At 43.3% G+C, this 12567-nt stretch carries 13 protein-coding genes and 1 tRNA gene; 8 read left to right on the forward strand and 6 right to left on the reverse strand.

Annotation, left to right across the window (positions count from 1 at the left end):
* Window positions 1-5: 5 nt before the first annotated feature.
* From F597_RS0107150 to rpmH, 6 genes are all read right to left on the reverse strand, one after another.
* Entirely contained in the window at window positions 6-665 is a 660-nt protein-coding gene (locus F597_RS0107150) for a NigD1/NigD2 family lipoprotein (protein WP_026327224.1), read from the reverse strand.
* Window positions 628-1779: a 1-acyl-sn-glycerol-3-phosphate acyltransferase gene (locus F597_RS0107155; protein ID WP_044060115.1), complete on the reverse strand. Its 1152-nt coding sequence runs from the start codon at window positions 1777-1779 to the stop codon at window positions 628-630. The genes F597_RS0107150 and F597_RS0107155 overlap by 38 nt, the downstream gene beginning before the upstream one ends.
* Before the next feature lie 14 nt (window positions 1780-1793).
* The gene (locus F597_RS0107160; RefSeq protein ID WP_019539048.1) at window positions 1794-2786 is read right to left on the reverse strand and encodes a D-alanine--D-alanine ligase; all 993 of its coding nucleotides are present in this window, start codon (window positions 2784-2786) and stop codon (window positions 1794-1796) included.
* 161 nt (window positions 2787-2947) lie between these two features.
* On the reverse strand, window positions 2948-4024 hold the full coding sequence (locus F597_RS0107165; protein ID WP_019539049.1) for an RluA family pseudouridine synthase: 1077 nt from the start codon (window positions 4022-4024) through the stop codon (window positions 2948-2950).
* 10 nt (window positions 4025-4034) lie between these two features.
* A complete protein-coding gene (locus F597_RS0107170; protein WP_044060116.1) occupies window positions 4035-4700 on the reverse strand; it encodes a PASTA domain-containing protein in 666 nt (221 codons plus the stop codon).
* Between the two features lie 175 nt (window positions 4701-4875).
* Window positions 4876-5022 (reverse strand): 50S ribosomal protein L34, encoded by a 147-nt coding sequence (rpmH, locus tag F597_RS0107180; RefSeq protein WP_019539052.1) that lies wholly within the window; start codon window positions 5020-5022, stop codon window positions 4876-4878.
* Between the two features lie 352 nt (window positions 5023-5374).
* Between rpmH and F597_RS0107185 the strand changes: the two genes are divergently transcribed.
* The 8 genes from F597_RS0107185 (at window position 5375) to F597_RS0107220 (ending at window position 12498) form a co-directional block, all read left to right on the forward strand.
* Window positions 5375-5446 (forward strand) — tRNA-Glu (locus F597_RS0107185).
* A gap of 40 nt (window positions 5447-5486) precedes the next feature.
* Window positions 5487-5741 carry a 30S ribosomal protein S20 gene (rpsT, locus tag F597_RS0107190; RefSeq protein WP_019539053.1) on the forward strand — a complete coding sequence of 85 codons (255 nt, stop codon included), beginning with the start codon at window positions 5487-5489 and terminating at the stop codon, window positions 5739-5741.
* Window position 5742: 1 nt separating this feature from the next.
* On the forward strand, window positions 5743-6048 hold the full coding sequence (locus tag F597_RS0107195; protein ID WP_019539054.1) for a Dabb family protein: 306 nt from the start codon (window positions 5743-5745) through the stop codon (window positions 6046-6048).
* A 385-nt stretch (window positions 6049-6433) separates the two neighbouring features.
* A complete protein-coding gene (gene gyrB, locus F597_RS0107200; RefSeq protein ID WP_019539055.1) occupies window positions 6434-8392 on the forward strand; it encodes a DNA topoisomerase (ATP-hydrolyzing) subunit B in 1959 nt (652 codons plus the stop codon).
* 17 nt (window positions 8393-8409) lie between these two features.
* A complete protein-coding gene (locus F597_RS0107205; RefSeq protein WP_019539056.1) occupies window positions 8410-9318 on the forward strand; it encodes a S66 peptidase family protein in 909 nt (302 codons plus the stop codon).
* 12 nt (window positions 9319-9330) lie between these two features.
* The gene (locus F597_RS0107210; protein ID WP_019539057.1) at window positions 9331-10845 is read left to right on the forward strand and encodes a potassium/proton antiporter; all 1515 of its coding nucleotides are present in this window, start codon (window positions 9331-9333) and stop codon (window positions 10843-10845) included.
* 211 nt (window positions 10846-11056) lie between these two features.
* A complete protein-coding gene (locus F597_RS0107215; protein WP_019539058.1) occupies window positions 11057-12067 on the forward strand; it encodes a M28 family peptidase in 1011 nt (336 codons plus the stop codon).
* A complete protein-coding gene (locus F597_RS0107220; protein WP_019539059.1) occupies window positions 12064-12498 on the forward strand; it encodes a SufE family protein in 435 nt (144 codons plus the stop codon). Before F597_RS0107215 ends, F597_RS0107220 begins: the two co-directional genes overlap by 4 nt.
* Window positions 12499-12567 lie beyond the last annotated feature (69 nt).

Raw genomic sequence — 12567 nt, forward strand, 5'->3', positions numbered from 1 at the left:
AGCTTTTATTTTAATTCCAGTTCAAATATACGTATTCCGGTATAGGTGTTGATAAAAAACCGGAAGGGGACAAGAGAACTGTCTACCTGCTCCCGCAAGTCCGTGAGAAGGAAAGAAGCATACATTATCTTGGGATATCCCGGAGGATCATCGTTTGAAGAATGGCTGAAATAGAGATCTACCGATGTGGAAGAATGATCACGGAGCAGTGCCACGCTGTGTGGTTCTCTAAGGTATTCTATTTCCATGACCAGATTCAGGTAATCTCCGCCGACCCATATACTTTGGATTTTTACCGGATCATCTGAGTAATTTTGCGGGAATCCGTCCGATTGAATAGTACCTGTAAATATATTAGATACAAAATTAATTTTGATGGCATCTCCCTCCAATGGAATGTAATTGAGAATGACGCGTTGTCCTTCTTCGCCGGAGTAGTTTTTTACTTCTTCGGGAATAAGCAATCTTCCATTGTCGAGTCTGAAACGGTAGTTTGAGTTTTCTTTTACTACCGTAGCAAATTCCACCAGGTAGTCGTCTATCCTTCCCCGATCCTTTTCACATGCGGAAAGAAGGAGAATCAGCAGAAATGCCAAAAGAGTAGCCGTATGACCTCTCATTGTATAATTATTGCGCTTCCAGATGGTTTTTAACTGTATTACCATACATCTCGATCATTTTCTCACGTAGAAAAACATCGTCTCTGTTGGGGATGTCAATTTTCCCGATCTGGTCTTGCAGATAGGTATTGAATTTCGACAGATCTCCACCGGTATACTGCGATGAAAACCGTTTGGTACCGGTCATTAAATCGTATGCCACGTAATTGAACGGGAAAAAAGTGTAATTACGGTAAATCTCCCGGTCGATAAGTGAGGCCGCCTGTTCAAGTAACTCATTTCTGCCTGTTGTTTCGGGAATGACTTTGACAGCCTGGTCGATGCAGGTACCGAAACGGAATGTGACACGTCCCTTGAATCCCATGATACCGGTGAACATATTTTCTATGTCATCAGCTTCTGTTTTTTTGTGTCCCGGATTATCTCGCTTAAGCTGAAACTCTTTGGCTTTGAGATAATCGCATGGGTCCAGTTCATAGGAAATAGAAAGGGGAATAATGTGCAGGTCTTGTAATGCCTTTCCCGGATCGGAGCTATTGTGCAGAGTGAGCATCTTTAAAAGGCTCACCTGTGTTTTATCGTTCGAATCCTTTGCCCGCCCTTCGCGTTGTGCAATCCATGCCGGTTGTGCCCTTCGCTTCACCGTATCATGGATATATTCCGAAAGATGTTTTGACACCTCCAGCATCTGGCGTACAGATACACCCCGTTTTACGATAAAGCTTTTGTTAAGGCGTACCAATTCTTCTATCCACGGGTAGATAAGCAGGTTGTCGCCAATAGCTATCTCTGTGGTAGGTTTATCCTGATCGACCATAAGCATATTCAGAAAAGCGGCATCCAGTACAATATCACGATGGTTGGAGATAAAAAGGGTTCCTGTGCCTTCGGGAATATTTTCCCATCCGGCACCACTCATCTCGGTAGTGGTTTTGGCGATCAGTTGCTTCATGGCCGGATAGATGATGTAACGCTGAAAATCGTCCTTGGTCCTGCATTGACTCATGATTGCCGTAAACTGTTCCCACGGAAGGGGTTTTATAAAGGTTTCGGCTGCGCGCCTGAAATAACTGTTGGCAATGAGTCTCTCAATCGTCTCCGGAACTTTGCTGTCGGGAATGGGACTGATATCGTTGAATCGATTCATTGTTTCTGTCATAATATTGTTACGGGTTAAAAGTATACCTGATTCATTTCTGTTTCTATTATCTCAGAGATAATATTTGTCATGGAGAGGCCGGCAGTGTTTACCTGTTGAGGAATAAAACTGGTGGCAGTCATTCCCGGTGTAGTATTCACTTCCAGGAGAACAGGCTCATTGCCTATCAAGATATAATCGACCCGGATGATCCCTTTCGCACCGATCAGGCGATATATTCTTTCGGTCTCCTCCTGAATAGTCTGGGTGATTTCTTTGGAAAGCCGCGCGGGGGTAATCTCTTCTACCTGACCATTGTACTTGGCGTCAAAATCGAAAAACTCATTGGTGGTAACTACTTCCGTAAGAGGTAACACCGTCATTCCTTTATCGGTCTTGAAGCAGCCGCAGGTCACTTCTGTCCCCTGCAGGAAGCTCTCGATGATCACTTCGGGTGCTTCCCGGAAAGCCTCTTCGACAGCCTTTACGAGTTGAACACTCTCTTTTACTTTGGTGGTGGCAAAACTGGAACCGCCCAGATTGGGTTTTACGAAGACGGGTAATCCCAGCCTGGAGATGATCTCATTGGGTTGACAGGGATCATTTTTCCGCAGGAGTATTGAATCGGCCACCCTGATTCCGAAGTTTTTCAGGAAACTGTTACAGGTAAATTTGTTGAACGTCAGCGCTGACGCCAGTACTCCACAGTTAGAGTAGGGGATACCCAGCATATCGAAATAGCCCTGGAGTGTTCCATCTTCGCCGGGAGTACCGTGGATAGTGATATAGGCGAAATTGAACAGGATACTTCTGCCGTTGCCATCCGTAAAACTGAAATTATTTTTGTCGACCGGATAAAAACAACCCTGATCTTCCACTTCCACTTCCCATGAGGTACGGTCTATCCTGACCTTATAGACGTTGTATTTCTCCTTGTCCATAAAGGAGTAAATGCCGGCAGCACTCTTTTCGGATATCACTATTTCCGAAGAGTAGCCTCCCCACACAATGGCGACATTTTTTTTCATTATTTCAAGAATTCAAAATTTAAGATTTAAAATTCAAGATTTGGCTTACACCGATTGTTAATTGACACGTCGATTGCTAATTCAGATCCCAAATTCTAAACCGTCAGATTATAAAATTGTTAAATCAACAAACCTTTCCACCTTTCCACTTTTTCACCGAATCATCTGGCCACACTACTATAGGCTCTCCACTTATCGATGACCGACTGCATATCTTCCGGGATATCGCTTTCAAAATAGAGCTCTTCTCCTGTGGTAGGATGTACAAAACCTAATGTTTGTGCATGTAGACATTGCCGGGGACAGAGAGCGAAGCAATTGAAAACAAACTGCTTATATTTCGCGAAATGGGTGCCGCGAAGGATTTCATTACCTCCATAGCGTTCATCATTAAACAATGGATGTCCTATCTGTTTCATGTGAACACGAATCTGGTGTGTACGCCCTGTCTCTAACCGGCATTGTACTAATGTTACATAACCGAATCGTTCCAGTACGCTGTAGTGGGTGACAGCCGGTTTGCCGTGATCACCGTCGGGGAAGACACGCATACGCATACGGTCGTTCGGGTCGCGCCCGATATTACCCTCTATTGTTCCGTGGTCGTCCGCCGGATTCCCCCATACCAAAGCGGCATACATACGCTTTGTCTCTTTACGGAAAAACTGTCCGGAGAGGTTTGTTTTGGCCTCAGGGGTTTTGGCTACCAGCAGCAGGCCTGACGTATCTTTATCGATCCTGTGTACCAGACCCAGTCTCGGATCATCCATGTTACGGATATTATCCCGGTTCAGATGATATGCTACTGCGTTGACCAGGGTCCCGGTATAATTTCCGTGACCGGGGTGTACTACCATGCCGGCGGGTTTATTGATCACCATCAGAACATCATCTTCATAGACAATGTTAAGCGGGATATCTTCAGGTATGATCTCCAGTTCGCGTTTGGGACGATCCATCACGATAGAGATCACATCGAGCGGTTTTACCTTGTAACTCGATTTTACCGGTTGCCCGTTCACCAGGATACAATCAGCTTCGGCTGCTTGTTGAATACGGTTTCTGGAAATCCCTTCTATCCTGACAGACAGAAATTTATCGATTCGCAGCATATTTTGTCCCTTATCTGCTACAAACCGAAAATGTTCGAATTTCTGATTTTCGTCCCGGGACCCTTCTACTATTCCATCGTCATCCTCAGATAAAAAATCGATGTCGTCCAAATTCTGTTCCGTCACAAGTAATCTGTTAGAAAAATGAATCGTCTATTGCCCCGTCGTTTCCCGATTGAAGGCTATTGCCGTTGCCTATCCGTTCAGGCGGTACGATGTATTCATTATCGATCCTTAATGAGTCGGCAAGTACTCCGCTGGTAACAACCAGTGTAAGTGCCGAACCGGCAGGGATCTTTTCTTCGGGGGCCAGTCTTTTACCCCGGTATTCCACAGCTACCACCAGACCGGAGTATTCTGCCGGTACCTCCTGGATCGAGAGCTGGGTGAATCCCATTGAATTGAGTAGCGCAGAGGCCTGACGGATAGAGTAGTCCGTTAATTCCGGTATGGCAATCATCTGAGGATTCTTGGCGTAAATCGTCAAATAGATGGCGCGTCCCTCCTTCACTTTATTTCCGGCTTTGGGCCTCTGATCAATGATTGCTCCCGGTACGGCATCGCGCTGATAAATAGAGTCCACGATCTCGGCGTGTAGACCTTTGGCTCTGAGGATAGTATTTGCTTCTTCTATCTGGAGGCTTTCCAATGAAGGCACAACCACATTTTGTCCGTGTCTTGTATAAACGTTCAGTAATAGCAATGCCAGCACGACAAGCAGTACACCGCATACTATAATCATCAGCAGGTTTTTTATAATGTTGTTGCTGAGGATAGATTTTTTAGTTTGTTTTTTACTCATAACAATCGAGCGTATAAGTGTATAAGCATATACGGGATACAAAAGTACAAAAAATAATGAGAGTGGGAGAGCAGAGATATAGAAAAAGAAAAGTGAAGGTGCAGGCAGAGGTATGCAGGGAAAAACAAAAAACAGGAATAGAATTGCCTATTCCTGTTTTTTAAAGATAATGTCTTTAATATTCGTCTGACACGGATAATTTAGCCCTGCCTTTTGCACGACGGGCAGCAAGCACTTTCCTTCCGTTCTTGGAAGCCATTCTGGAACGGAATCCGTGTTTGTTCTTTCTCTTTCTGTTAGAGGGTTGAAATGTTCTTTTCATACGATTATATTTTATTTTTGTTTCTTATTCCTGTCTTTTATATATGGTGTAAGTCCGGTTGGTTCCAGGTCTTTTTTTGCCTCCCGATTCTTGCCGTTTCTCTTACCTTAATAATTGGAAACCTTGTTTTACGGGCTGCAAAATTAGATAAAATATTTGAAAGAACCAATTTGATATAATATAAAAATAGTTTTTTTCTCTTTTTCAGCCCTTTGAACAGATCTGGGAAAGAAAATGAAAAGAAAAATGAAGAAAATTAAAAGAAAAGTTTTGTGCTTTCAGAAAAACGTTCTATATTTGCACCCGCAATTGAGACAGCAAGATCTTTAACAATAGGGTTCACGCCCGAAAGGGCCCATTCGTCTATCGGTTAGGACGCAAGATTTTCATTCTTGAAAGAGGGGTTCGATTCCCCTATGGGCTACAATTTATTTAGAAAAATTTAAACATACGCGTCAACAGAAATGGCAAATCATAAATCATCTGTAAAGAGAATCAGACAAACCAAAGTTCGTCGTCTGGCAAACAGATACGTATCACGCACTGCTAGAAATAAAGTGCGGGAATTACGTACAATCACTTCTAAAGAAGAGGCTCAGAAGATGTATCCTGAAGTTTGTTCTATGCTTGACAAGTTGGCTAAGAAGAATGTGATACACCAAAACAAGGCCAATAACCTGAAGTCAAAACTGGCTTCTCATGTGAACAGTCTGAGTTAAGATGATAAAACATCTGGTATTCTTTAAGTTGGCCGGAGAGGCCGAAGGGAATGCTAAAACAGAAAACATTCTCCTGGTTAAGGAAAAGTTAGAAGCGTTAAAAAAGGTGATACCTGTAATCAGAAAGATAGAGGTCTTTCCGAATCATCCTCAGGCTTCCTCCGAAAATTATGATATTGTGCTCGACAGTGAATTTGATTCACTGGAAGATCTGAAAATTTATGCTGAACACCCCGAACATCTGAAAGTGGGGGAGTTTATTGCGAAAGTAAGGATCGGTAGGGCAGCTATCGATTACGAGTTTTAGACTGTACACTCTATCTAATTATATAACAAAAGCGGACTTATTGTCCGCTTTTGTCGTTTATGGCCTTTTCCGGAAGCTTAACCGTTTTTTAGCTTAACGCAAACGTTCACTAAAGTTAGTCGTTTGCTCGCTATGGCATAATTCAAGTGAACTTAGTTTTTCTACGCTCAACATAATCAAAACTTGTTTTGCTTCTGTTTTCGCTTATTGAAAACATTCGAACAAGTTCGGCTTTCTGCTCATTTAGCTTAACGCAATCGTTCTAAAAAAACAAAAAGGGTTGGAAAAGTGACTATTTTTTCGTATTTTTGTTCAGTTTTGGAAGAATTGGTAAATCTATTGTAAGGGTTTAATTCACAGGTAGTTTTAATATATATTGAAAGAAATGTCAGAAGAAGAGAAAAAAAATGCAAGCGGAAATTATTCTGCTCAAAATATTCAGGTGCTCGAAGGGCTTGAAGCGGTACGTAAACGCCCTGCAATGTATATCGGGGATGTAAGTGAAAAAGGATTGCACCATTTGGTGTCTGAAGTAGTGGATAACTCAATCGACGAAGCATTGGCCGGCTACTGTACGGACATCAACGTGACCATCAATGAAGATAATTCAATCACTGTAAAGGATAACGGACGTGGTATTCCTGTCGATTACCACGAGAAGGAAAAGAAGTCAGCCCTTGAGGTGGTGCTTACCGTATTACATGCCGGGGGAAAGTTCGACAAAGGTACCTATAAAGTGTCGGGTGGACTTCATGGTGTGGGTGTTTCCTGTGTGAATGCCCTCTCTATCTATCTGAAAGCCGAAATCCATAAGGATGGGAAGATTTATGTGCAGGAGTATTCGAAAGGTAAGCCTTACGCCGACGTGAAAATTGTAGGGGAGACAAAAGAGAGCGGAACGATTATCACATTTAAACCGGACGACACCATTTTTACCACAATGGAATACCGGTACGATATCCTGGCGACCCGTCTTCGCGAACTGGCATATCTGAATGCCGGTGTTACGCTTACTTTGACAGATAAACGGGTGGTGAATGAGGAAGGTGTGTTTAAAACAGAACGTTTTTACTCTGAAACGGGATTGAAAGAGTTTGTCCGTTATATCGACAAAAACAAGGAATCACTTATTCAGGAACCTATCCATATTGTTACCGAGAAAAATGGTATTCCTATTGAAATAGCGCTCACCTATAACGATACTTATAACGAGAATATCTACTCTTATGTGAATAATATCAACACCATTGAAGGTGGAGCGCATCTCACGGGTTTCAGACGCGGCCTTTCGCGTACATTGAAAAAGTACGCCGAAGATTCTAAAATGCTCGATAAGGTGAAAGTGGAAATCAGCGGTGATGATTTCCGCGAAGGAGTTACAGCCGTACTTTCTGTAAAAGTGGCAGAGCCGCAGTTTGAAGGGCAGACTAAAACAAAACTGGGTAACAGTGAAGTGATAGGAGCCGTGGATCAGGCAATAGGAGAGGCCCTGAAATATTATCTGGAGGAACACCCAAAAGATGCCAGGGTGATTGTGGAAAAAGTGATCCTGGCTGCCACGGCTCGCCAGGCTGCCCGCAAAGCACGTGAGATGGTACAGCGTAAGTCTCCGTTATCGGGTGCAGGGTTACCCGGGAAACTGGCTGACTGCTCCAGCAAAGATCCGTCACAGAGTGAGATATTTTTAGTGGAGGGAGATTCTGCCGGTGGTACTGCCAAGCAGGGACGTAATCGTATATTCCAGGCTATCTTGCCGTTGCGCGGTAAGATTCTCAATGTTGAAAAAGCGATGCCACATAAAGTGCTGGAAAGTGATGAAATCAAGAACATATATACTGCTTTAGGTGTTTCTATAGGAACCGAGGAGGATTCCAAAGAACTCAATATCGAGAAACTGAGGTATCATAAAATCATTCTGATGACAGATGCTGATGTGGATGGAAGCCACATCGATACTCTTATTCTTACTTTTTTCTTCCGTTATATGCGTCTGCTGATAGAAAGTGGATATGTCTACATTGCCACTCCACCCCTCTATCTCTGTAAGAAAGGAAAGATTGAAGAGTATTGCTACAACGATCAGCAACGGCAGGCTTTCATCAACAAATATGCCGATGGTAACGAAAATGCTATCCATACGCAACGTTACAAAGGTCTTGGAGAGATGAACGCCGAACAGCTCTGGGAGACAACAATGAATCCTGAGAACCGTACCCTGAAGCAGGTAACGATTGAGAATGCTGCTGATGCGGATATTATCTTCTCCATGTTGATGGGAGAAGAGGTAGCCCCGCGCCGGGAATTTATTGAAGAGAATGCGACCTATGCCAATATCGATGCATAGATGAGATAAATAACAAGATGAAGCGACCGCCGTCACTGCAGTTCAACGATAGAGCCGTCATCCTTTCTCCTGCGGGAAAAATTGACGGATATGTCGTGCAGGACGCAGCCGCTGTCTTGGATAGCTGGGGACTTCGTCCGAAAATCAGTGAAAACGCCTTGTGCGATGCAGGGCGATTCAGCGGTTCGGTAGCACAACGACTTTCTGATCTGCAAAAAGCGTTCGATGATCCGGATGTAAAACTTATTTTCTGCTCCCGAGGCGGTTATGGAACGGCTCATTTGCTTGGAAAGCTTAACTTTTCGGGGATCAGAAGAAATCCGAAGTGGGTTGTCGGTTATAGTGATATAACTCTACTTCATGCTGCGTTGCAAACCTACGGCATAGCTTCCCTTCACGGGCCGATGGCTCAACATTTTTCCGATGAAGGGGCCGAAGATATAGCTGTGCGTTATACAAAAAGTATCTTAGCGGGACAGCCTGTGAAATACGGGATTCCTGTGGGAGAGAAAAGTTCTCTTTTAAATAGAGAGGGAGAGGCTACAGGGAGATTGTTTGGGGGAAATCTGTCGGTTTTCTGCGGCGTATTGGGATCTAAATACGCGAGAATTCCCAATGGAGGTATACTGTTCATAGAGGATATTGGTGAAGTACCTTATCGTGTAGACCGGATGATACATCAGTTGAAACTTGCCGGGATATTCAAAAGGATCAGTGGTCTGATTGTCGGTCAGTTCACCGGTTATGAAGAGGACAACCAAATGTATTCCCCACTACTGGAATCTATTAGAGAGGCAGTCAGTGAATATGATTTCCCTCTCTGTTTTAATTTCCCGGTGGGACATGTGAAATTGAACTTCCCGCTGATCATGGGGGAGATAGCCGCATTGAGAATTGAAGAAGAATTTATTTCATTCATACAATAAAACTATCATAAGATGACGATAAGCCCTGAATTATTATTATTAGTAGGATCTATCCTATTTTTTATAAGTATGTTGATTGGAAAAGCAGGTCACCGTTTTGGTGTCCCCGTATTGTTGCTTTTCCTTGTAGTGGGAATGGTTTTCGGATCCGATGGATTCGGTCTGGTTTTTGAGAATGTACAGACTGCACAAACGATCGGTACGATCTGTTTGACCGTTATTCTGTTTTCCGGTGGATTGGATACTAAATTCTCTGAAATCAAGCCGGTTATCTGGCCCGGAGTGATACTTGCTACCTTAGGGGTATTTATTACCGCCGTTCTAACCGGACTGTTCACCTATTGGTTGTCCGGTCATATGTTTCCTGCTTTGGGAATCAGCCTGTTGACAGCCATGTTGCTTGCATCTACTTTCTCATCGACCGATTCGGCATCGGTATTCGGGATATTGCGCTCCAAAGGACTTTCGCTTAAAAATAACCTCCGGCCATTGTTGGAATTAGAGAGTGGAAGTAATGACCCGATGGCGTATATGCTTACCATTGTGTTTATGGGAATCATCCAGTCTGGAAGCGATCCCAATATCGGCATGGTGATCCTCACTATCGTGATACAACTGGTTGTCGGTGCAGGAATGGGTTATCTGCTGGGAAAAGGAGCGGTGATTATCATTAACCGTATCCGTATGGATAACAGCTCTTTTTATCCTATTCTTTTATTGACCCAAGGAATATTTATTTTTGCAGCTACCTACTATCTGAGAGGAAACGGATACCTTGCCGTGTATATTGCCGGACTGGTAATAGGAAATGCTAAGTTCTCGCATAAACGGACCTCTATGAAATTTATTGATGGAGTGGCCTGGATGAGTCAGATATTGCTCTTCCTTACACTTGGATTGCTTGTCAATCCCGGCGAACTGATTGAAGTAATTGTTCCTGCTTTGATTATCTCCGCTTTCCTGATTTTTATCGGACGTCCGCTGACTGTATTTCTTACATTGATCCCATTCCGTAAAATAGGTTTCAGGGACAACCTCTATATTTCATGGGTGGGGCTGAGAGGTGCAGTACCTATTATTTTTGCTATTTTGCCGTTGGCTGCGGGAATTCCGGATGCACGGTGGATTTTTAATATTGTTTTTGTGATTACCATTGTCTCGTTACTTGTGCAGGGTACTTCCCTTCCGATGGTGGCAAGATGGCTGAATCTGGCCGAAAAACCGCAAAAACATAAAGCGTTGGAGGATTTTGATGTAGAGTTTGCTGAAGAGATCAAATCGGCGATGACGGAAATACTGATTACAGAAGAAACCTTGAATTATGGTAAGAATTTGATAGAGATGCCTTTGCCGGATAAGACGCTGGTCGTTATGGTGAAAAGAGGTGAACAATTTTTTGTGCCGACCGGACAGACCGAACTGCATGCAGGAGATAAATTGTTGGTTATCTCCGACAATGAAGAGGCGTTGAGAGAGACTTATCAGAATATAGGGATTTCGAATTTTTCTTATCAGAAGAATCAGTAATGATTTGTTGATTGGAATTAGGAATTGGAACTAAGAAGTAGAGAGGTTGATGATTTTACTATGCCGATTTTGGCTCCGCCGAACGTTGTTTCAATTCAAAATTTTGAATCTGGAATTTGAATTAGCAATTGACGTAGTCAATTAACAATCGGCGTAAGCCAAATCTGGAATTTTGAAATCCGAAATCTCACATCCGAAATAAAGATGCAATATGAGTCGTGTGGGTAGTCTTTTTTTGTTGATCCTGTTAATAGCCGGAGTGCTGTTTTCCATATCATGCAATTCCTGTCAATCCAATAAAAATATGGTACAGGTGGAGTCATACCGGCAAATTTCTCCTGAATTCAATGCTGACAGTGCTTATGCGTTTGTGGCGAAACAGGTGAGTTTTGGTCCCAGGGTGCCCGGCTCGTCGGCACATAAAGCCTGTGGTGATTATTTAGTGGGAAAACTGGCCGAATTCGGAGCACAGGTAATAGAACAAAAGGCGGATATTACTCACTACGACGGTAAAAATCTGACGATACGCAACATCATAGGGAGTTATTATCCTGAAAAAGAGAAAAGAATTTTACTTTTTGCACACTGGGATTCTCGCCCTTTTGCCGATGAGGAATCTGATCCTGACAGGCAACGACAACCCATTGCAGGTGCCGACGATGGAGCGAGTGGGATAGGGGTGCTGTTGGAAATTGCCCGCCACCTGCAACGACATCCGGTGGAAGTCGGAATCGACATAATCTTTTTCGATCTGGAAGATTGGGGACAACCTTCTTTTGATACCGATTGGGTACAGGGGGATTGGTGGTGTCTCGGGTCGCAATACTGGTCTGAACAACCTCATGTGGAACATTACAAAGCCGCCTATGGCATTTTACTTGATATGGTGGGCGCTGCAAATGCTACCTTTCTGAAAGAGGGATATTCCATGAAATATGCATCGAATGCATTGGAAAAAGTGTGGAACATCGCAGCAAAATTAGGATACAGCAACTACTTCCTATCGAAAAGCGGAGGATATATTACTGACGATCACTTGCCGGCCAACCAGCATCACCGGGCGCCGAGTATCAATATAATCAATCTGAAGACCGATACCCATACCGGATTTGCGCCACACTGGCATACGCATAGAGATGATATGCGCAATATTGACAGGAGTAGCCTCAAGGTAGCCGGACAAACAGTAATGGAAGTGATTTATACAGAAAAAGGAACATGATACAAACAATAGACGAAGTACAACAGGAAATTATTAATGAGTTCAGCATCTACGATGACTGGATGGATAAATATGCCATTATTATTGAACAAGGAAACGCTCTGCAACCGATCGATGAAAAATATAAAATTCCTGAGAATATTATTGAGGGATGTCAAAGCCGTGTTTGGCTGCAGACCGATTATCGTGACGGAAAGCTCTGGTTCCAGGCAGAAAGTGACGCCATCATAGTGAAAGGATTGCTAGCACTGGTACTACGGGTATTTAACGGGCGTACCCCCGATGAGATTATCAATACCGATTTGCGCTTTATGAAAGAGATCGGACTTACCGAACATCTTTCACCAACGCGCTCTAACGGATTACTCTCGGTAATCAAGCAGATCCGTTTTTATGCCATTGCATATAAAGCCAAAGAGGAGAGAAACTGATATTTAAATTTGGAATTTATTGATTTATCGATGAATTGATTGACAATGTGAATAATGTGCCAATATGAC

It is taken from the genome of Proteiniphilum acetatigenes DSM 18083, assembly GCF_000380985.1.
In the GTDB taxonomy this organism is placed as follows: domain Bacteria; phylum Bacteroidota; class Bacteroidia; order Bacteroidales; family Dysgonomonadaceae; genus Proteiniphilum; species Proteiniphilum acetatigenes.

Coding starts and splice junctions, on each gene's coding strand:
- F597_RS0107150 (WP_026327224.1), bottom strand. CDS start 665: ATGGTAATACAGTTAAAAACCATCTGGAAGCGCAATAATTATACAATG.
- F597_RS0107155 (WP_044060115.1), bottom strand. CDS start 1,779: ATGACAGAAACAATGAATCGATTCAACGATATCAGTCCCATTCCCGAC.
- F597_RS0107160 (WP_019539048.1), bottom strand. CDS start 2,786: ATGAAAAAAAATGTCGCCATTGTGTGGGGAGGCTACTCTTCGGAAATA.
- F597_RS0107170 (WP_044060116.1), bottom strand. CDS start 4,700: ATGAGTAAAAAACAAACTAAAAAATCTATCCTCAGCAACAACATTATA.
- rpmH (WP_019539052.1), bottom strand. CDS start 5,022: ATGAAAAGAACATTTCAACCCTCTAACAGAAAGAGAAAGAACAAACAC.
- rpsT (WP_019539053.1), top strand. CDS start 5,487: ATGGCAAATCATAAATCATCTGTAAAGAGAATCAGACAAACCAAAGTT.
- F597_RS0107195 (WP_019539054.1), top strand. CDS start 5,743: ATGATAAAACATCTGGTATTCTTTAAGTTGGCCGGAGAGGCCGAAGGG.
- gyrB (WP_019539055.1), top strand. CDS start 6,434: ATGTCAGAAGAAGAGAAAAAAAATGCAAGCGGAAATTATTCTGCTCAA.
- F597_RS0107205 (WP_019539056.1), top strand. CDS start 8,410: ATGAAGCGACCGCCGTCACTGCAGTTCAACGATAGAGCCGTCATCCTT.
- F597_RS0107210 (WP_019539057.1), top strand. CDS start 9,331: ATGACGATAAGCCCTGAATTATTATTATTAGTAGGATCTATCCTATTT.
- F597_RS0107215 (WP_019539058.1), top strand. CDS start 11,057: ATGAGTCGTGTGGGTAGTCTTTTTTTGTTGATCCTGTTAATAGCCGGA.
- F597_RS0107220 (WP_019539059.1), top strand. CDS start 12,064: ATGATACAAACAATAGACGAAGTACAACAGGAAATTATTAATGAGTTC.